The organism is Micromonospora sp. NPDC000316 (genome assembly GCF_042898885.1).
In the GTDB taxonomy this organism is placed as follows: Bacteria; Actinomycetota; Actinomycetes; order Mycobacteriales; family Micromonosporaceae; genus Micromonospora.
Window position 1 is genome coordinate 255603 of record NZ_JBIAZG010000002.1, and the last position, 19031, is coordinate 274633.

General features: G+C 71.9%; 18 protein-coding genes. 10 read left to right on the top strand and 8 right to left on the bottom strand.

Annotated features, from left to right (window positions below):
- Positions 1 to 72 precede the first annotated feature (72 nt).
- Together ACFY2Q_RS05735 and ACFY2Q_RS05740 are read right to left on the bottom strand one after the other, a co-directional pair.
- Positions 73 to 885, bottom strand: coding sequence for an SGNH/GDSL hydrolase family protein (locus ACFY2Q_RS05735; RefSeq protein WP_387128011.1), 813 nt, complete (start codon positions 883 to 885; stop codon positions 73 to 75).
- Entirely contained in the window at positions 882 to 1934 is a 1053-nt protein-coding gene (locus ACFY2Q_RS05740) for an SGNH/GDSL hydrolase family protein (RefSeq protein WP_387128012.1), read from the bottom strand. Before ACFY2Q_RS05740 ends, ACFY2Q_RS05735 begins: the two co-directional genes overlap by 4 nt.
- A gap of 151 nt (positions 1935 to 2085) precedes the next feature.
- Between ACFY2Q_RS05740 and ACFY2Q_RS05745 the strand changes: the two genes are divergently transcribed.
- Both ACFY2Q_RS05745 and ACFY2Q_RS05750 read left to right on the top strand, forming a co-directional pair.
- Positions 2086 to 2442 (top strand): YkvA family protein, encoded by a 357-nt coding sequence (locus ACFY2Q_RS05745; RefSeq protein ID WP_357008924.1) that lies wholly within the window; start codon positions 2086 to 2088, stop codon positions 2440 to 2442.
- A gap of 72 nt (positions 2443 to 2514) precedes the next feature.
- Positions 2515 to 3885: a cystathionine beta-synthase gene (locus ACFY2Q_RS05750; protein WP_387128013.1), complete on the top strand. Its 1371-nt coding sequence runs from the start codon at positions 2515 to 2517 to the stop codon at positions 3883 to 3885.
- A gap of 364 nt (positions 3886 to 4249) precedes the next feature.
- Here ACFY2Q_RS05750 and ACFY2Q_RS05755 read toward each other — a convergent pair whose 3' ends face one another.
- The 4 genes from ACFY2Q_RS05755 to ACFY2Q_RS05770 form a co-directional block, all read right to left on the bottom strand.
- Entirely contained in the window at positions 4250 to 4759 is a 510-nt protein-coding gene (locus ACFY2Q_RS05755; RefSeq protein ID WP_387128014.1) for a GNAT family N-acetyltransferase, read from the bottom strand.
- Positions 4756 to 5685, bottom strand: coding sequence for a ribonuclease Z (locus ACFY2Q_RS05760; RefSeq protein WP_387128015.1), 930 nt, complete (start codon positions 5683 to 5685; stop codon positions 4756 to 4758). Before ACFY2Q_RS05760 ends, ACFY2Q_RS05755 begins: the two co-directional genes overlap by 4 nt.
- Before the next feature lie 368 nt (positions 5686 to 6053).
- A complete protein-coding gene (msrA, locus tag ACFY2Q_RS05765; RefSeq protein WP_387128016.1) occupies positions 6054 to 6716 on the bottom strand; it encodes a peptide-methionine (S)-S-oxide reductase MsrA in 663 nt (220 codons plus the stop codon).
- 84 nt (positions 6717 to 6800) lie between these two features.
- Positions 6801 to 7211 carry an HIT family protein gene (locus tag ACFY2Q_RS05770; protein ID WP_387128017.1) on the bottom strand — a complete coding sequence of 137 codons (411 nt, stop codon included), beginning with the start codon at positions 7209 to 7211 and terminating at the stop codon, positions 6801 to 6803.
- A gap of 67 nt (positions 7212 to 7278) precedes the next feature.
- Between ACFY2Q_RS05770 and ACFY2Q_RS05775 the strand changes: the two genes are divergently transcribed.
- From ACFY2Q_RS05775 to ilvA, 4 genes are read left to right on the top strand one after another with little or no spacing between them, the layout of a single operon-like run.
- A complete protein-coding gene (locus ACFY2Q_RS05775; RefSeq protein WP_387128018.1) occupies positions 7279 to 8421 on the top strand; it encodes a cystathionine gamma-synthase in 1143 nt (380 codons plus the stop codon).
- A gap of 12 nt (positions 8422 to 8433) precedes the next feature.
- Positions 8434 to 9843 (top strand): amidase, encoded by a 1410-nt coding sequence (locus ACFY2Q_RS05780; RefSeq protein WP_387128019.1) that lies wholly within the window; start codon positions 8434 to 8436, stop codon positions 9841 to 9843.
- Positions 9840 to 10289: a DUF4328 domain-containing protein gene (locus ACFY2Q_RS05785; protein ID WP_387128020.1), complete on the top strand. Its 450-nt coding sequence runs from the start codon at positions 9840 to 9842 to the stop codon at positions 10287 to 10289. The genes ACFY2Q_RS05780 and ACFY2Q_RS05785 overlap by 4 nt, the downstream gene beginning before the upstream one ends.
- A 56-nt stretch (positions 10290 to 10345) precedes the next feature.
- Positions 10346 to 11566 carry a threonine ammonia-lyase gene (ilvA, locus tag ACFY2Q_RS05790; protein WP_387128021.1) on the top strand — a complete coding sequence of 407 codons (1221 nt, stop codon included), beginning with the start codon at positions 10346 to 10348 and terminating at the stop codon, positions 11564 to 11566.
- 57 nt (positions 11567 to 11623) lie between these two features.
- On the opposite strand, the gene greA is transcribed toward ilvA, so the two are convergent.
- Together greA and ACFY2Q_RS05800 are read right to left on the bottom strand one after the other, a co-directional pair.
- A complete protein-coding gene (gene greA / locus ACFY2Q_RS05795) occupies positions 11624 to 12121 on the bottom strand; it encodes a transcription elongation factor GreA (RefSeq protein ID WP_387128022.1) in 498 nt (165 codons plus the stop codon).
- Between the two features lie 158 nt (positions 12122 to 12279).
- Complete coding sequence (locus ACFY2Q_RS05800) at positions 12280 to 12720, bottom strand: DUF4307 domain-containing protein (RefSeq protein ID WP_387128023.1); 441 nt, start codon at positions 12718 to 12720, stop codon at positions 12280 to 12282.
- Between the two features lie 201 nt (positions 12721 to 12921).
- Between ACFY2Q_RS05800 and mca the strand changes: the two genes are divergently transcribed.
- The 4 genes from mca to ACFY2Q_RS05820 all read left to right on the top strand — a co-directional run bounded on the left by mca (position 12922) and on the right by ACFY2Q_RS05820 (position 18988).
- Complete coding sequence (gene mca, locus ACFY2Q_RS05805) at positions 12922 to 13803, top strand: mycothiol conjugate amidase Mca (RefSeq protein ID WP_387128024.1); 882 nt, start codon at positions 12922 to 12924, stop codon at positions 13801 to 13803.
- A gap of 48 nt (positions 13804 to 13851) precedes the next feature.
- A complete protein-coding gene (locus ACFY2Q_RS05810; RefSeq protein ID WP_387128025.1) occupies positions 13852 to 14145 on the top strand; it encodes a hypothetical protein in 294 nt (97 codons plus the stop codon).
- A gap of 180 nt (positions 14146 to 14325) precedes the next feature.
- On the top strand, positions 14326 to 16857 hold the full coding sequence (locus ACFY2Q_RS05815) for a putative bifunctional diguanylate cyclase/phosphodiesterase (RefSeq protein ID WP_387128026.1): 2532 nt from the start codon (positions 14326 to 14328) through the stop codon (positions 16855 to 16857).
- A gap of 73 nt (positions 16858 to 16930) precedes the next feature.
- Positions 16931 to 18988 (top strand): thioredoxin domain-containing protein, encoded by a 2058-nt coding sequence (locus tag ACFY2Q_RS05820; RefSeq protein WP_387128027.1) that lies wholly within the window; start codon positions 16931 to 16933, stop codon positions 18986 to 18988.
- The last annotated feature ends 43 nt before the right edge of the window (positions 18989 to 19031 follow it).

Sequence of the window (19031 nt, forward strand, 5' to 3'; positions counted from 1 at the left end):
ACGTTAACGCGGCAGTAACATGGCGCGGAAGAAGCAGACACGGCGGGAAATGTCACCCCGCGCGGGTCTGATCTAGCGTCGGGAGGCGACCGCCGCGGCGGCCGCGACCGCCGGCAGCAGGGCGTGCGCCCACACCCGATAGCCGTCGGCGGAGGGGTGGAAGCCGTCGTGGCAGAGCGTCCCCGCGTCGGCCCGGAACACCGGCCCGGTCTCGGTGGCGAGATCGACCACCGCGCCGCCGGCCTCCAGCACGGCTGCGGTCTGTGCGCGTGCCATTCGCCGGCCGGACCAGCCCACCAGCTGCCGCAGTGGGGGCGCGATGGCGCGTACGGCGCCGAGATCGGGGCAGGTGCCCACCACCACCTCGACGCGGGCCTCCCGCAGCCGGTGCACCGCCGCCGCGAGATAGGCCGACGCGTCGGCTGGCCGGCGCATCCCGGTGGCGTCGTTCGCACCGATCAGGATCACCGCCACGTCGGGCCGCTCGCCCAGCAGAGCCCGGGCCACCTGGGTCGCCAGATCGGTCGAGCGGGAGCCGGAGACGCCGACACTCGACAGGTGCACCCGACGGCCGGCCGGGCCCTCGGCGAGCAGGTTCGCCAACTGCCCGCCGATGGTGTCGTCGAGCCGGTCGACACCCACACCCAGCGCCGACGAGTCGCCGAGCAGCACCAGCCGCAGCGGCGTCGCGCCGGCCCGGCCGACAGTGGCGCGCAGCGCCAAACCCAACTCCGGCTGGGCGTACCGCCGGTGCCGCGCGACGAACGCCTCACCGGCGAGGACGGCCGCGCCGCCCACCGTGCCGGCCAGCAGCGACAGCGCCGCCGCCCGGCCCAGTCGGCCGGGAAGGCCGGCGGTCACGTGCCGCTCGCTGCGCTGGTTCATGCCAGTCCCTCCACAGTCGACGTGTCCGGTGCGGCGCCGTGCTGCGGCACCGCGTTGACACCGAAGAACGCCCGGCGGCGCAGTTGCGCCCACCGACCGGCCGGCCCTCGGTCCCGGCCCCGGACCTGGGTGCCGCTGACCTCGGTGCCGGCGTGCCGGGCCGCCTCCTGTGCGGCCTTAGGCAGCGACCGTACGCCCTCACCCCGTGCCGTGGTAGCCCGTCGTTCCTGGCCCGTGCCGAGCGCCGAGAGCATCGTCGGCAGCAGGGCCGCGGCGGCTACCGCGTACCCCTCGGCGGACGGGTGGAACCGGTCCCAGGCGAACATCCGGTGCGGCTCGGCGGCGAACCGTGGGCCGAGCAGGTCACCCAGGGACACCGTCCAACCGCCCGCCTCGACCACCGCGACCGTCTGGGCGGCGGCGAGTTGACGGCTCCACCTGTGTGCCAGCCACCGCAGCGGTGGCTGGATCGGCCGGATCGCACCCAGGTCGGGGCAGGTGCCGACGACCACCTCGCAGCCCGCGTCCCGGAGCTTTCGGACCGCCTCGACCAGATATCGCACAGCCAACCCGCGTGGGGTGCGGTTGGTGATGTCGTTGCCGCCGATCAGGATCACCGCGATGTCGGGCTCGCACTCCAGCGCAGCCTCCACCTGGTGTCGCAGCGCCGACGAGATGGCCCCGACCACCGCGAAACGGCGCAGCAGGACCGGCCGGTGCAGCCGGCGGGACAGGCCTGTGGCGAGCAGCGCGCCGGGCGTCTCGCGGCGGCGGTGCACGCCGTAACCGGCCGCCGACGAGTCACCGAGCACGACCACCGTGAGTGCGGGGCCGGGGAATTTCGCGCCGTACATCCCGTCGCAGCGCGGCGGCGGCGCCTCGGCCATCGGAATGGTGCGCCGGGCCTGCCGGGCCTGGCCGAGCAGCACCCCGCCGGTCGCCATCACGGCCGCCGCGGTGGCGCCCGTGCCGATGGCCGCCAGGCGAGCGATCCGCCAGGCGTGTCGCCAGCGCGGACCAACGGGCAGGACAGAACCAACCACCCCCATACAGCGACATTATCGCGCCGGCCCGACACGCCGCTGTCGTCGTGATGCCTCATGGATGCCTGGAACCCGACGCGACGGGGTATCTGTCCGGTGGAGGCCGGCCATACTTGCGCCGACCCGCCACGCTGATCCGGCGGAGAGGAGCGCAACCATGGGTAAGACACTGAAGCGCAGCGCGGCGTTCGCGGCGCTGGCCCGGGCACTGACGGCGGGGGCGCGCGGCGGACCCTCGCTGGGGACCCGGTTGGCAGCGCTGCCCCGGATGATCCGCGCCACCACCAAGGGCGAGTACGACGGCGGTCTCCGACTGGCCCTGATGACCGCGGCGACGGCGTACATCGTCTCGCCCTTCGACCTGCTGCCGGAGATCCCGCTGGCGATCTTCGGGCTGGCCGACGACGCGGTGATGGTCACCTGGCTGGCCGGCAGCGTGCTCGCCGAGACCGAGCGATTCCTTGAGTGGGAGGCCCGTCGCAGCTCGGTCATCCCCGGCGGGTTGGTGCCCTGACAGCACGTACGCTGGGCGGTGAGGATAATTCTGCCCGGCCGCCGTTGCCGGTGCCGCGACGAAGGGCACACCGTGCAGTACTACGACAACGTCGTCGACATGATCGGCAACACCCCGCTTGTACGTCTGCGTAACGTCACCGAGGGCATCCAGGCCACAGTGCTCGCCAAGGTGGAGTACGTCAACCCGGGTGGCTCGGTGAAGGACCGGATCGCGCTGCGGATGGTGGAGGACGCCGAAGCGGCGGGCCTGCTCAAGCCGGGCGGCACCATCGTCGAGCCGACAAGCGGCAACACAGGCGTCGGGCTGGCACTTGTGGCCCAGCTCAAGGGCTACAAGTGTGTCTTCGTCTGCCCCGACAAGGTCAGCCAGGACAAGCAGGACGTGCTGCGGGCGTACGGCGCCGAGGTGGTGGTCTGCCCGACCGCTGTCGCCCCGGAGGACCCGCGCTCCTACTACAACGTCTCCGACCGGCTGACCCGGGAGATTCCCGGCGCCTGGAAGCCCAACCAGTACAGCAACCCGGCGAACCCGCGCTCGCACTACGAGACCACCGGGCCGGAGCTGTGGAAGCAGACCGAGGGCGGGCTCACCCACTTCGTGACGGGCGTCGGCACCGGCGGCACGATCTCCGGCATCGGGCAGTACCTCAAGGAGGCCTCCGACGGCCGGGTGAAGGTCATCGGGGCCGACCCGGAGGGCTCGGTCTACTCCGGCGGCACCGGCCGTCCGTACCTGGTGGAGGGCGTCGGCGAGGACTTCTGGCCGGAGACGTACGACAGGGGCGTGGCCGACGAGATCGTCGAGGTCTCCGACAAGGCGTCCTTCGAGATGACCAGGCGGCTGGCCCGCGAGGAAGGGCTGCTTGTCGGCGGTTCCTGCGGGATGGCAGTGGTCGCCGCGCTGGAGGTGGCCCGCAGGGCCGGCCCGGACGACGTGGTGGTGGTGCTGCTGCCCGACGGCGGCCGGGGCTACCTCTCGAAGATCTTCAACGACTCGTGGATGGCCCGGTACGGCTTCCTCGACAACTCCGGCGCCGAGCCGACGGTTGCCGACGCGCTGGCCAGCAAACCGGGTGGGCTGCCCGAGCTGGTGCACGTCCACCCGACCGAGACGGTCCGCGACGCGATCGACTACATGCGCGAGTACGGCGTCTCGCAGTTGCCGGTGCTCAAGGCCGAGCCGCCGGTGGTGACCGGTGAGGTGGCCGGCTCGATCGCCGAGCGGGACCTGCTCGACGCGCTGTTCACCGGGCAGGCCCACCTGCACGACACGATCGAGCGGCACATGGGCGACCCGCTGCCGATGATCGGCGGCGGTCAGCCGGTGAGCGAGGCAGTCGGCCTGCTGGAGAAGTCCGACGCCGCGCTGGTCCTCGTCGATGGCAAGCCCAAGGGCGTCCTCACCCGCCAGGATCTCCTGGCCCACCTGGGCGCCCACTAGCCAGCGCTTCCCGAGGGCCCGTCGCCCGTCGGCCCGTCGGTCCGTCGCCCGTCGGCCCCGCCGCAGGCGAGCACCGCGCCTGTCGGCGGCACCGGGCCTGTCGGCGCACCGGGCACCGGGCGTCCTGCCTGTCCTTTGCTCTGCTTCACTCCACGCAACACCAGGTGTCCGATTACCGGACACCTGGTGTTGCGTATGTTGAAGCAGAGCAAAGGACGTGAGGTAGGGGTGGAGGCCGGCGTCCCACGAGCCGCATGGACTCCAGGGCGAACCACTCGAACACCCAAGCAACGAATGCGGACGAACCGCACGAATGCGGGATGAACCGCACGAATGCCGGGTTCAGCTCAGCGTCGGGCAGAGTTCAGAGCGGGCGGGCGTAGCGCAGTTGCGGCGTGGGGGCGGTGCCGATGTACTCCTCGCGCTGCGCGCCCGTCGGCGCCCACCCGCCGCGCTCGTAGAACGCGCGGGCGTGCGCGTTGTCGCGGAGCACCCACAGCACCGCCCGCTGCCAGCCCCGCGCCCGCATGGCGTCCAGGGCGTCCACCATCAGCGCCCGGCCCACGCCCCGGCCCTGCTCGGCCGGGTCGAGGTGGATGGCGTTGAGCAGCCCCGTCACCGGGTCGTCCTCGTCGTCCGGGCCCAGGTAGCTGAACCCCACAAGCGCCCCGGCACGCTCCGCGACTGTCAGTCGGTGGGTGTCCCGCTCCCATCGCCACCGCTCGGTCCAGTACGCGCCCATCGCCTCCCCCGTCGGTTCGGCAAGCGCCTCGGCCGGGAGGAACGAGGAGTACGCGGCGACCCGGGAGCGCTGGTGCAGGGCACCCACTCCCATCAGGTCGTCACCAGTCGTGGGACGGAGCGTGACGGTCACCCGGCCGAGGCTACCCGGCGCGGCGGCACCTGCACGGTGGTCAGATCCTCGGCGATGATCAGATCCCCGTCGAAGTGCGCGCGGGCCTCGTCGTAAAACCGGCGCGGGTCGGGGTAGCGCTGGGAGAAGTGGGTGAGCACCAGCCGGCGTACCCCGGACTCGGTGGCCACCCGCGCGGCCTGCGCCGCGGTCAGGTGGCCGACCTCGGCGGCGAGCGCGGCCTCCGACTCCAGGAATGTCGACTCGATGACCAGCAGGTCGGCGTGCTCGGCGAGGGCGTAGACGCCGTCGCAGAGGCCGGTGTCCATCACGAAGGCGAACCGCTGCCCCGGCCGGGGCTCGCTCACCTCGTCGCGGGTGACGCGACGCCCGTCGAGGTCCAGGTGCCCGACGCGGATCAGCTCACCGACGGCCGGCCCCGCGATGTCGTACGCGGCCAGCTTCTCCGGCAGCATCCGGTGCCCGTCGGGCTCGACAAGCCGATAGCCGTACGTCTCGATGGGGTGCCGCAGCCGGCGGGCCTCCAGCGTGCCGCAGCGCAGGGCGATCTGTTGCCCGTCGGCCTCGATCGGTGTGACTGCCAGCTCGGCCGTCTCGTAGAACGAGGTGGCGTGTCGCAGCCGGGCGAAGTACTCGGCGCCGCCCGCCGGAAAGTGCACGGCGACCGGCTGCGCCACCCGGTCCAGGGAGAGCCGCTGGATGGTGCCGGGCAGGCCCAGGCAGTGGTCGCCGTGAAAATGCGTGATGCAGATCCGGGTCAGGTCGGTGGCGGTGACGGTGGTGTGCAGCAGTTGACGCTGACTGCCCTCGCCCGGGTCGAAGAGGATCACCTCGTCGTCCCAGCGCAGCACGTACCCGTTGTGGTTGCGCTGCCGGGTCGGCGCCTGGCTGGCCGTTCCCAGGATCACCAGCTCGCGCATCGACATCGCGGGTCCTCCGGATATGAAGCGACCCCCGGGGTGCTCCGCGCTTGCGCGCGGGCCGGCTGGACTGAGGCCGGCACCCCGGGGGTCGGGTGGCTGTCGTGGATTCGCCGCACCGCTGCCACACGGTCTCGACGATGGTGCTGGTGCCCGCCTGTCGGCGAACCGATCACTGTCGAGGACAGCGGCTAGCGGACAGCCACCTCACGAGTCCGATTGCTATACAAGTCTGGACCACCTCCTTTCACGTGTACCTGCACGCTATCGAGTCCCCGGCGGGCTCGGCAACGGATTTCGATCACACGCCCAGACGGGAATGCCCGGCCACCTCGTCGGGTGGCCGGGCATCGCGGTTCGTGCAGGTGGTGACGTCAGCCGGCGGTACGGGCCACGCCGACCGGGCAGCTAAGGCCGTTCGGGCCGTGGTTGCAGTAGCCGTTCGGGTTCTTCGTCGGGGCCAGGTACTGCTGGTGGTAGTCCTCGGCGAAGTAGTAGCTGCCGAGCGGGGCGATCTCGGCGGTGATCTCACCCTTGCCGGCGCGGCTCACGATCGGCTGGAAGGCGTCGCGGGACGACTCCGCGATGGTGCGCTGCTCGTCGGTGGTCGTGTAGATCGCCGACCGGTACTGGGTGCCCACGTCGTTGCCCTGGCGCATGCCCTGGGTCGGGTCGTGGTTCTCCCAGAAGACCTTCAACAGGTCCTCGTACGTGATCTTGCTGGGGTCGTACACCACCTGGACGACCTCGGCGTGCCCGGTCCGGCCGGAGCACGTCTCCTCGTACGTCGGGTTCTTGGTGATGCCACCCGCATAGCCGGCGGAGGTGGTGTAAACGCCGGGCAGCGTCCAGAACAGCCGCTCGGCGCCCCAGAAACAGCCCATGCCGAAGACGGCGACCTGGAGCCCCTCGGGGAACGGGCCCTTGAGCGGGGTACCCAGCACCTCGTGCCGGTCGGCGACAGGCATGGCGATCGGGCGGCCCGGCAGGGCCTGCTCGGGCGAAATCATCTCGGCGTTCATACGGCGCAGGAACACGGTGGGACTCCTCTCGTACCTCTCCCAGCGTGTAACACCGGTGGGTCTTCCTTCCTTACCCGCGTGATTGTGACTCAGGCCCGCTCAGAGGGCGGCGGCGATCCGGTCGGCGTAGGCCTGGGCCTCGGTGTCGTCCTGGTAGCGGGTGCGGGGCCAGAAGAAGCCCCGCAGCCCGTCGCCCTTGGTCCGGGGCACCACGTGTGTGTGCAGGTGCGGGACGGACTGGGACACCTTGTTGTTCATCGCCACGAACGTCCCACCGGCACCCAGGGCGGTCTCCACCGCCACCGCCAGCCGCTGCACCAGGGCGAAGTAGCCGGGCAGCAGGGCGGCCGGCAACTCGGCGAGGGTCACCAGGTGGACCCGGGGCACCACCAGCACGTGCCCCGCGAAGACCGGACGGGTGTCCAGGAACGCCACCCCGTCCGGCTCGTCGGCGACCCGAAACGCCGCAACCTCACCCGCCACGATTCCGCAGAACACACAGCCGCTCACCGGTCCAGGCTATGCCGACTGCCCGGCTGCGCCACGCACAGCGGGACGGGGGCACTAGCCTCACAGGATGAACCACGGCTTTGAGACGCTCGCTATCCACGCCGGTCAGGACCCAGAGGCCCGCACTGGCGCGGTTATCCCACCGATTTACCAGACCAGCACCTATGCCCAGGACGCCGTTGGCGCGCCCCGGCTCGGTTACGAATACAGCCGCTCCGGCAACCCCACACGCGACGCCCTCCAGGAGTGCCTGGCCGCGCTTGAGGGTGGCCCGGTCGGGCTCGCCTTCGCCAGTGGCCTGGCGGCCGAGGACACCCTGCTGCGGACCGTCTGCCAGCCGGGCGACCACGTGGTGATCCCGGACGACGCGTACGGCGGGACCTACCGGCTCTTCGCCCGCGTCGCCAAGCGTTGGGGGATCGAGTTCACCCCGGCCAAGGTGTCCGACCCGGCGGCCGTCCGCGCCGCCGTGCGGCCCGGCCAGACGAAGATCGTCTGGGTGGAGACGCCGACAAACCCGCTGCTCGGCATCGCCGACATCGCCGCCCTGGCCGGTGTGGCACACGACGTCGACGCGTTGCTGGTTGTCGACAACACGTTCGCGTCGCCGTACCTCCAGCAGCCCATCGCGCACGGCGCCGACGTGGTCGTGCACTCCACCACCAAGTACATCGGTGGGCACTCCGACGTGGTCGGTGGGGCGCTCGTCGTCTCCGACGCCGCGCTCGGCGAGGAGTTGCGCTACCACCAGAACGCCATGGGCGCGATCAACGGCCCGTTCGACGCCTGGCTCACCCTGCGCGGCATCAAGACCCTCGGTGTACGCATGGACCGGCACTGCGACAACGCGGAGCGGCTCGCCGCGTACCTCGACGGGCACGCCAAGGTGGCCCAGGTGATCTATCCGGGGCTGCCCTCGCACCCCGGTCACGAGGTGGCCGCCAAGCAGATGCGCCGGTTCGGCGGCATGATCTCGTTCCGCGCGGCAGGCGGCGAGGACCACGCCGTGGAGATCTGCAACCGGGCCAAGCTCTTCGTGCTCGCCGAGTCGCTCGGCGGCGTGGAATCCCTGATCGAGCACCCCGGCCGGATGACACACGCAAGTGCTGCCGGCTCGCCGCTTGAAGTTCCCGGCGATCTCGTGCGACTGTCTGTCGGCATCGAGACGGTCGACGACCTGCTCGCCGATTTGGAGCAGGCGCTGGGCTGACCGCTGGGGAGGATGGCCGTGCAGGACATCATGGCGACCTGGGTCGGGGCGACCGCCAGGCAGATCGCCCGGGGCGTACGCCGGGGTGACGTCTCGGCCACCCAGGTCGTCGCCGACCACCTCGAGTACATCGCCTCGACCGACCGCGATCTGGCCGCGTTCCGGGCCGTTCGCGGCGGCGAGGCGATCACCGAGGCGGAGAAGGTCGACGAGCAGGAGGACCTGGCCAACCTGCCGCTGGCCGGGGTGCCGATCGCAGTCAAGGAGAACACCCCGGTCGCGGGCCTGCCCACCTGGAACGGGTCGCAGGCGGCGCGTACCGAGGTCGCGGAGGCCGACCACGAGGTGGTTCGCCGGCTGCGCGGCGCCGGTGCGGTGATCCTGGGCGTGACCCGGATGCCGGAGTTCGGCCTGTGGGCGCTCACCGACGACGACAGCGCGGTGACACGCAACCCGTGGGACAGCACGCGTACCCCCGGGGGCTCCTCCGGTGGCGCCGCCGCGGCGGTGGCGGCCGGGCTGGTGCCGATCGCGCACGGCAACGACGGCCTCGGTTCGATCCGGATCCCGGCGGCCTGCTGCGGCCTGGTCGGGCTCAAGCCGGGCCGGGGCGTGGTGCCCTGCCAGCTCGGCGCGGACGACTGGTTCGGCCTCACCGAGCACGGCATGCTCACCAGCACCGTCGCGGACGCGGCGGTCGGCTTCTCGGTGCTTGCCGGTCGTCGTCCCGAGAAGCTGGTGCCGCCACAGCGGCTGCGGGTGGGCGTCTCGCTGCGCTCCCCGGTGCGCGGTGTCTCGCCGGACGCGCCCAACCGGGACGCGGTAGCCGTCGCCGGCCGGCTGCTCGCCGCCGCCGGGCACGACACCGTGCCGGCCGACCCGGTCTATCCCACCGCGCTGGGTCTACAGGGCATCGCCACCTGGTTCGCCGCCGCCGCCGCCGACGTCCGGGCCTCCGGATTGGACCGGCGGGGCCTGCAACGGCGTACCCGTCGGCACGTCGCGCTCGGTGAGTGGGCGCAGCGCCGGGGGTACGTCCGGGAGGCCGACCGGGCCGCCTGGCGGCAGCGGTCGATCGACTTCTTCACCGACCACTCGGTCGACCTGCTGCTCACCCCGGCGCTGGCAAGTGCCCCGCCGGAGGCCAGCCGCTGGTCCGAGCGGTCCTGGCGGTCGAACATGTCGGCGAGCATCAGGTACGCCCCGTACGCCGCTCCGTGGAACGTCGCCGGCCTGCCGGCGGTCGTGGTGCCGGTGGGCCGCCGCCCGGACGGCCTGCCGGTCGCCGTGCAACTGGTCGGCCCGCCCGGCTCGGAGCTGCTGTTGCTCGGTGTGGCCGGTCAGTTCGAGATGGCCGCCCCCTGGTCACGGCACGCCCCCGGCTACCCCCGGGTCGGACTGGACTCGCCTGCCGCCGTGTGACCGTCTACTGTGGACGCGCTTCCGTCGCGCGGACCCGGGAGACATGGGCGATCGCCGGCTGGCTGGTCCCGTTCGCCAACCTCGTGGTGCCGGCCCGGGTGGTGGCCGGCGTCGCGCGGGACAGTCTGTGGCGGCGCTCCACCCCGATCACGGTGTTCGTCTGGTGGACTTCATGGCTGGCGTTCAGCATCGGCGAGGGGTTCGTCAACCGCGGCAACAGCCAGGCGTACATCAGGCTGCCGCTGAACCCGTCCACCGATGCCGACTACCAGGAGTACATCGACTACTACGGCGACTCCCTGCTCCGTAACGCAGTGCCCACGGTGGCCTGCGTGGTCGTCGGGGTGACGCTGATCCTGTTGATCCGACGCATCTCCGCCGCCCAGCAAACACGCATCGCCGGCGCGTCGCCGAGCTGGCCGACTGCCCCGGCCTCCCCGGTCTGACCGACTGCCCCGGTGTCGACGCAGGAGCCGTCCAGCCCGGATGGCACGATCGGGGCATGACGGAACTGGTCGGCCTCGACGACGTGCGGGCCGCGCGGAAACTGCTCGCCGACATCGTCCGGGTCACCCCGATGGAGCCCTCGCGGCCACTCAGCGCGGCGCTGGGCGGGCCGACCTGGCTCAAGTGCGAGAACCTCCAGCGCGCCGGCTCCTACAAGGTGCGCGGCGCGTACGTGCGGATCTCCCGGCTGTCGGCGGCGGAGCGCGAACGCGGGGTCGTCGCGGCGAGCGCCGGCAACCACGCCCAGGGCGTGGCGCTGGCCGCCGGCCTGGTCGGTACGCACGCCACCGTCTTCATGCCCGTCAACGCGCCGCTGCCGAAGGTCGCCGCCACCAAGGGGTACGGCGCGCAGGTCGAGTTGGCAGGCAACACCGTCGACGAGTCGTTGGTGGCCGCGCAGACGTACGCCGAGCGCACCGGCGCGGTGCTCATCCACCCGTTCGACCACGCGGATGTGATCGCCGGCCAGGGCACTGTGGCACTGGAGATTCTCGAACAGTGCCCGGAAGTGCGGACCATCATCACAGGTGTGGGCGGCGGCGGTCTGATCTCGGGCATGGCTGTCGTCGCCAAGGCGCTGCGACCGGACGTCCGGATCATCGGCGTGCAGGCGGCGGGCGCGGCGGCCTTCCCGCCCTCCCTCGTGGCCGGGGAGCCGGTCCGCCTGCCCACGTTCGCCACGATCGCGGACGGCATCGCTGTCGGGCGGCCCGGCGAGATCACCTTCAACCACGTCCGCAAGCTTGTCGACGAGATCGTCACGGTCTCCGAGGAGGACATCTCCCGGGCCCTGCTGATGCTGCTGGAGCGGGGCAAGCAGGTCGTCGAACCGGCCGGGGCGGTAGGCGTGGCCGCGCTCCTCGCCGGCGTGGTGGAGGTGGAGACACCAGTGGTCGCGGTGCTCTCCGGCGGCAACATCGACCCGCTGCTGATGCTGCGGGTGATCGAGCACGGCCTGGCCGCCGCGGGACGCTACCTGCGGGTGACGGTGCGGTGCTCCGACCGGCCCGGGCAGCTCGCGTCGCTGCTCAGCCAGATCGCCGAGCACCGCGCCAACGTGGTGGACGTGGAGCACCAGCGGGCCAACCCCCACCTGGGCCTCGGCGAGGTGGAGGTGGCGCTGTCGGTGGAGACCCGTGGAGTGGAGCATTCGGACACGCTGATCAGCGCGCTGCGGGCCAGCGGTTACCAGGTGGTGTTCGCCGCCGAGGCGTGACACGGCGGGTGCCACACCTCGGCGGCGGTACGCCTCAGACGGCCCGGGGGCCGGCGCTCAGCCGGAGAACGGCTCGAAGCTGACCACTGTCACCTTGATGTCGGCGCCACTCGGTGCCGTGTAGGTGCAGGTCTGCCCGGCCCGACCGCCAAGGATCGCCTTGCCGAGCGCGGACTCGGGGCTGTAGACGGTCAGATCGGTCGTGGCGGCGATCTCCCGGGAGCCGAGCAGGAACGTCTCGGTGTCGTCGGTGTCGTCGTCGAAGTAGATCGTCACGACCATTCCAGGTGACACCGCGTCCGTCGTCGGCGCCTCGCCGACCTTGGCGGTGCGCAGCAACTCCTGCAGGTAACGGATGCGCCCCTCAGCCTTGCCCTGCTCCTCGCGGGCGGCGTGGTAGCCGCCGTTCTCCCGCAGATCGCCCTCCTCGCGGCGGGCGTTGATCTCGGCCGCGATCGCCGGACGGTTGGCGATGTGCTCGTCGAGCTCGGCCTGGAGGCGGTCGTACGCGTCCTGGGACAGCCAGGTGGCGGGCGCCTCGTTGCCAGTGGACACAGGCGGTCTCCTCAGATGTGCGTGGCTGGCTGACAGGTGAACTACCAAGTTACCAGTGCGGTACGACACAGCGTGTCGGCGATCATCACCGCTGTCCGGATCGGGCAGCCGATGGTAGAGGCGCTCGCGAGCCGCGTGCAGCAGTGGTTCGTGCGGCCTCAGGCGGGCGGACGGCAGCGCAGCACCTCGCCGATGAACGGCCGGGCGGTGGTGGTCATGCGGTGCCGGATGGTGAGGTGCCGTTCGCCCGGGGCGGCGGTCACCGTGATCTCCTCGCGGGCCACCTGGGCACCGTCGCGGTCACGGGCGCGCAGGACACAGACCGCCGATCCGCCCGACGGCACTGTCACCCGGAAGTCGAGCAGCAGTTGGTTGTCCGTGATGTCGGTGTAGGTGATCACCTGGGCGCGGTAGTTCGGATCACCGTACTGTCGGTAGAGCCGCACCGAGATCAGGCTCAGCGCGGCCACCAGCACGAGCAGCGCCAGCGCGGCTGTCAGCGTACGACGGCGGCCTCCGCCGGGAGACCTGCGGCGGCCGTAGCGGCCGGCCGGAAAAACCGGCGCGCCCGGCGAAATTGTGGCGTGCGTCTCGGTCACCGGCGGGTATCTCCTGAGGTTGTTGTCGGCGGCATCAGCAAGAATGACAGGGTCCATCCTCCCACCCGGCTCAACGGCAGGAATGGCAGGCCGGGTCGGGGCCGCAGCGCCGACCGGCGGCGGAGTGCGGAAGATCCCGGCAGGTCAGCCGGTCGATACCGGTCGGGTCCACCCGGCCGGCACAGACGAGGAGCGCCGAAGTTGGCAGAGCAACTGCGTCTCATGGCCGTTCACGCGCACCCGGACGACGAGTCGAGCAAGGGTGCGGCGACCATGGCGAAGTACGTCGCCCAGGGCGTCGACGTGCTTGTGGTGACGTGCACCGGCGGTGAGCGCGGCAGCGTGCTCAACCCCAAGCTCGACCGGCCCGACGTGTGGGCCAACATCGCCGACATCCGGCGCGCCGAGATGGACGCCGCGCGGGCGATCCTCGGCGTCGAGCAGGCCTGGCTCGGCTTCGTCGACTCCGGCCTGCCCGAGGGAGACCCGCTGCCCCCGCTGCCCGAGGGCTGCTTCGCCCTCCAGGACGTCGAGGTGGCCGCCGGCCCGCTGGTGCGGCTGATGCGCGAGTTCCGTCCGCATGTGGTGACCACGTACGACGAGGAGGGTGGCTACCCCCACCCCGACCACATCATGTGCCACAAGGTGAGCGTGGCAGCCTTCGAGGCCGCCGGCGACCCGACCCGCTACCCGGAGCTGGGCGAGCCCTGGCAGCCGTTGAAGCTCTACTACGACATCGGCTTCTCCAGGGCCAAGATCATGGCCCTGCACGAGGCAATGCTCGCGACCGGCGGCGACTCTCCCTACCAAGAGTGGCTCAAGCGCTGGGACGAGCGACCCGACAAGGGCCCGCGGATCACCACCCGGGTGGAGTGCGGCGAATACTTCCCGGTCCGCGACGACGCGCTGCGTGCCCACGCCACCCAGGTCGACCCGGACGGCTTCTGGTTCCACGTGCCGATGGAGTTGCAGCAGCGTGCCTGGCCGACCGAGGATTTCCAACTGGCCCGCACAGTGGTGGACAGCCCGTTGCCCGAGTCCGACCTCTTCGCCGGGGTGCGGGAGACGGCGCACGCGCGCTGATTCCGGCCCGGTCTACCCTGGTAGCCAACCGCACATCGGAGGAACGCCATGTTGACCGCTGCCCAGGTGCTCGCGGAGAACAACTTCGGGGACACCCGCACGGGTGGACTGGCCGGGCCGATGGGCCTCTTCCTCATCCTGCTGCTGGCCACCGCGACCATCCTGCTGATCCGCAACATGAACGCCCGCCTGCGCCGGCTGCCGGACCGGTTCCCGCAGCAGGGACGGCCCGTCGACCCGACCAGGGCGGACGCGTCAGTCGTCGATCCGACAGACGGGACCGGAGCGCGTGATTCATCCACGCCCGCTCCCAACGGGCACCAGCAGCACCGGAACGGGTAGTCCGCGCATGATTCACGCCGAACCGGGTGGTCGGCCCCTGTTGCGACCAGCCGGTTTGGCTTAGCCTTCCGCCGGGGGGGACCAAAAGTCCCCGAGCCGTGCGCGGAAGGGGGCGCCGATGACCGACACCGCACCGGTGGCCCGTCGTCGCGTCGGTCTGCCGTCCAACGAGGGCGATCAATGACCTCCGGCCCGGCCGCCGACCCGTCCGACCGAGTCGGGACGCGCGGCATGCCGCCCCGGCTGCTGTTGCTGACCGGTGCGGTGACGCTTACCGCTCTGGTCTCCGCCGCGATCGGGTTGACCCTCCCGACCCGGCTGCCGGCCGACGATCCGCTCGGCGCTCCGGCCCGCTTCGGCATCGCCGTGGCCGTCCTCGCCGTCGCCCAACTCGCCCGGCTGCGGTTCCGCGCGGGCGCGGGCATGGTGAGCATCAGCTGGGGCGAGGCGGCGCTTATCGTCTGCCTGTACCTCGCGCCGGCCGGCTGGCTGCCCGCGGCCACCCTGCTCGGTGCGGGGCTCGCCTGGACGGGGCTCTCGCTGTACAGCGACCACCGGTCACCACTGGAGATCGTCCGCGTCGCCGCGTCGCTTGCCGCCGCGTCGGCCCTTGCGGTGTCCGTGACGACGGCCCTCGGGCAGCCGCTTCTCGCCGCGCCGACCCCGATGTTGGCGCTCGCCGTGATCGCCGGGTCGGTGACGTACCTGCTGGTGACCTTCTGGCTCGCTGGGGTCACGTTGGGTCTGCGGCACGGGCTGCCGATCGGCCCGCCGCTCCTCGCCGCGCTGCGCGGCAAGCTGCTGATGTTCGTGGGCAACGTGGCGGTCGGCCTGGTGATCGTCACGCTGCTGGAGCTGGACGCGCGCTGGTTGCTGCTGCTTCCGCCGCTGCTGTGGCTGCTCCAGCAGACCTACCGCTACCGGCTGCGCGCCGACCAGGAACGCCGGACGTGGCGGGCCTTCGCCGAGGCCACCGCCGCCCTCAACCAGCTCGACGAGCGGGGCGTTGCCAGCGCCGCGGTGAGCGGCGCGCTGACGCTGTTCAACGCCGAACTTGTCGACGTCGAGGTGGCTCGCACCGACGGCAGGTGGCACCGGTACCGGGGGGACGCCGGCGGCCAGCTGATCGACCGGGAGGTGAGCCCACCGGGCCGGCCGGAGCCCGACGAGCACGAGCTGATCCGCTCCCTGTCGGTGGGCGCCGCGCCGGTCGGGCAGTTGCGTGTCCGGTTCCCCCGCTCCGCCCCACCCAACGCTCGGGAGCGCGACGCGGTGGCCGCATTTGGCGACGCCCTCGCCGCCGCCCTGCACGACGCCGCGACCCACCGTGAGCTGCGACTTGTCACCGCCCGATCGTCGTACGAGGCGGTGCACGACCCACTGACCGGGCTGGCCAACCGGACGGCGATGCTCGGCAAGGGCGACAGGTCGCTGCGGCAGCTCGCGCACGAGCACCCGGTGGCCCTGCTGCTGTTGGACATCAACCAGTTCAAGGAAGTCAACGACACCCTCGGGCACGCGGCAGGCGACCAGTTGCTGCGGTTGACCGCCAACCGGCTCAGCGCGTTGGCCCGCTCCGGCGACCTGCTCGCCCGGCTCGGCGGCGACGAGTTCGCGCTGCTGCTGACCTCGGTGCCCGTGCTGGACGACCGGACCGCCCCGATGGCGTACGCGCTGCGGCAGGCCCGGGAGATCACCGAGCGGCTGGCCGCGCCGACCGAGGTGGCCGGGGTACGGATGTCGATCGAGGTCTCCGTCGGTGTGGTGGTCGCCGACGCGGGTGCGGCCGACCTGACCGAGCTGCTGCGCCGGGCAGACATCGCGATGTACCAGGCGAAGGAGGGCGGCGGCAGCGTCGCCGCGTACGACAGCACCCGGGACGCGGCAAGCACCGACCAGTTGGCACTGCTGGCCGAGCTGCGCGAGGCGCTGGAGGTCGACGACCAGCTCGTGCTGGCGTTGCAGCCGGCCGTGGACCTGGCCACCGGCGCGCCCACCGGGGTGGAGGCGCTGATCCGCTGGCAGCATCCCCGGCGGGGCTGGCTCAACCCGGTCGACTTCATCCGCCCTGTGGAGAACAGCGAGCAGCTCGGCACGTTCACCCGGTACGTGCTGAACAAGGCGCTCGCCGTGGCCGCCAGCTGGGCCCGCGAAGGGCTCGACGTCCCGATCTCGGTGAACCTGTCCGCGCGTAGCCTGCTCGACCCCCGCCTGCCGGTGGAGATCGCCGAGGCGCTGCGCCGGCATCAGGTGCCGCCGCACCGCCTGGTCCTGGAGATCACCGAGACCGTGGTGATGAGCGAGCTGGAGGTCATCGACGAGGTGCTGGCCACGCTTCGGTCGATGGGCGTGCAGCTCGCGGTGGACGACTTCGGCACCGGCTTCTCCTCGTTGACCTTCCTCACCCGGATCGCCGTGGACGAGTTGAAGGTGGACCGCTCGTTCGTAATCCGGATGGCCGACTCGCCGGAGGCGGCGGCGATCGTGCGGACCACAGTGGGGCTCGCCCACGAGCTGGGGCTGCGCGTGGTCGCCGAGGGAGTGGAGACCGCCGAGCAGCGGCTGGCCCTGGCCGAGCTGGGCTGCACGTCCGCGCAGGGCTACCACTTCTTCAAGCCGATGCCGGCGGACAAGATCGGCGCGGTGCTCGGGTCGCTGCGCGACTCGGCGGAGTCGAACGTCTTCCGGCTCCGCGCCGACGGCGCCTCCTGACGCGCCGGGCCCCCGCACGGCTTCGCCGGGTGACCGCCCGGCGCGGCCCCTCGGCGCTGGTTATGGTCGTCGGGTGAACCGACTCGCCAACGCCACAAGTCCGTACCTGCTTCAGCACGCCGACAACCCGGTCGACTGGTGGCCGTGGTGCGACGAGGCGTTCGCCGAGGCGAAACGGCGTGACGTCCCGGTGCTCATCTCGGTGGGCTACGCCGCCTGCCACTGGTGTCACGTGATGGCGCACGAGTCGTTCGAGAACGAGCAGGTCGGCGCCCTGATGAACGACAACTTCGTGTCGATCAAGGTGGACCGCGAGGAGCGCCCGGACGTCGACGCGGTCTACATGACCGCCACCCAGGCGATGACCGGCCAGGGCGGCTGGCCGATGACTGTCTTCGCCACCCCCGACGGCACCCCGTTCTTCTGCGGCACCTACTTCCCGCGCGCCAACTTCACACGCCTGCTCCAGTCGGTCACCACCGCCTGGCGCGACCAGCGGGACGAGGTGCTGCGCCAGGGCGCCGCAGTGGTCGAGGCGATCGGCGGCGCACAGGCCGTGGGCGGCCCCACCGCCCCGCTGGACGCCCCGCTGCTCGACGCCGCGGCCGCCAACCTCGCCGGTGAGTACGACGCGACGAACGGCGGCTTCGGTAGCGCCCCGAAGTTCCCGCCGCACATGAATCTGCTCTTCCTGCTGCGCCACCACCAGCGCACCGGCGACCCGCGCAGCCTGGAGATCGCCCGGCACACCGGCGAGGCGATGGCCCGGGGCGGCATCTACGACCAGCTCGCCGGCGGCTTCGCCCGGTATTCGGTGGACGCGCACTGGACGGTGCCGCACTTCGAGAAGATGCTCTACGACAACGCGCTGCTGCTGCGGTTCTACACGCAGCTCTGGCGGCTGACCGGTGACCCGCTGGCCCGCCGGATCGCCCGGGACACCGCCCGGTTCCTCGCCGACGAGCTGCACCGGCCGGGGGAGGGGTTCGCGTCCGCGCTGGACGCCGACACCGACGGCGTCGAAGGGCTCACCTACGCCTGGACGCCCGCCCAACTCGTCGAGGTGCTCGGCGAGGAGGACGGCCGCTTCGCAGCCGACCTGTTCGCTGTCACCGACGAGGGGACCTTCGAGCACGGCATGAGCGTGCTGCGGCTCGCCCGGGACGTCGACGATGCCGCCCCCGAGGTCCGCGCCCGTTGGCAGCGGGTGGTGGGGCGGCTGCTCATGGCCCGGGACGCGCGTCCCCAGCCGGCCCGTGACGACAAGGTGGTGGCCGCGTGGAACGGCCTGGCGATCACCGCGATCGCCGAGTTCCAGCAGGTCGCCGCCCTGTACGTGTCGCCGCAGGACGAGGACGCCAACCTGATGGACGGCGTGACAATCGTCGCCGACGGCGCGATGCGCGACGCCGCCGAGCACCTGGCGACCGTGCACCTGGTGGACGGCCGCCTGCGCCGGGTCTCCCGCGACGGCAAGGTCGGCGAGCCGGTCGGGGTGCTTGAGGACTACGGCAGCGTGGCCGAGGCGTTCTGCGCGCTGCACCAGCTCACCGGCGAGGGCCGCTGGCTCACCCTGGCCGGCGGGCTGCTGGACACCGCGCTGGAGCACTTCGCCGCGTCCGGCGGCGCCTACTACGACACCGCCGACGACGCGGAGCAGTTGGTTGCCCGGCCGGCCGACCCGACCGACAACGCCACCCCGTCGGGCCGGTCGGCGCTTGTGGCCGGGCTGGTGGCGTACGCCGCGCTGACCGGGCAGACGCGGTACCGGGAGGCCGCCGAGGCGGCGCTGGCCACCGTGGCGCCGATCGTCGGGCGGCACGCCCGCTTCACCGGGTACGCGGCAATGGTCGGCGAGGCGCTGCTGTCCGGGCCGTACGAGATCGCCGTCGTGACCGGCGACCCGGCCGGCGACCCACTGGTGGCCGCTGCCCGCCGGCACGCCCCGCCCGGGGCGGTGGTGGTCGCCGGAGCGCCGGACCAGCCGGGGGTGCCGCTGCTCGCCGACCGGCCGCTTGTCGACGGGCAATCCGCGGCGTACGTCTGCCGGGGTTTCGTCTGCCAACGGCCGGTCACCTCCGTCGACGAGTTGGTCGCCGAACTCGGAGCGGCACCCGGCGACGCCCGGTAGTCGCCCGCGCGGCCCCAGGGCCGGTCCGTCCCGCGACTCTCGG

Bases quoted from the DNA above. Each gene is read 5' to 3' on its own strand.
- ACFY2Q_RS05815 (WP_387128026.1), top strand. From the start codon at position 14,326: ATGACCTCCGGCCCGGCCGCCGACCCGTCCGACCGAGTCGGGACGCGC.
- ACFY2Q_RS05810 (WP_387128025.1), top strand. From the start codon at position 13,852: ATGTTGACCGCTGCCCAGGTGCTCGCGGAGAACAACTTCGGGGACACC.
- ACFY2Q_RS05780 (WP_387128019.1), top strand. From the start codon at position 8,434: ATGGCCGTGCAGGACATCATGGCGACCTGGGTCGGGGCGACCGCCAGG.
- ACFY2Q_RS05740 (WP_387128012.1), bottom strand. From the start codon at position 1,934: ATGGGGGTGGTTGGTTCTGTCCTGCCCGTTGGTCCGCGCTGGCGACAC.
- ACFY2Q_RS05745 (WP_357008924.1), top strand. From the start codon at position 2,086: ATGGGTAAGACACTGAAGCGCAGCGCGGCGTTCGCGGCGCTGGCCCGG.
- ACFY2Q_RS05775 (WP_387128018.1), top strand. From the start codon at position 7,279: ATGAACCACGGCTTTGAGACGCTCGCTATCCACGCCGGTCAGGACCCA.
- ilvA (WP_387128021.1), top strand. From the start codon at position 10,346: ATGACGGAACTGGTCGGCCTCGACGACGTGCGGGCCGCGCGGAAACTG.
- ACFY2Q_RS05735 (WP_387128011.1), bottom strand. From the start codon at position 885: ATGAACCAGCGCAGCGAGCGGCACGTGACCGCCGGCCTTCCCGGCCGA.
- ACFY2Q_RS05760 (WP_387128015.1), bottom strand. From the start codon at position 5,685: ATGTCGATGCGCGAGCTGGTGATCCTGGGAACGGCCAGCCAGGCGCCG.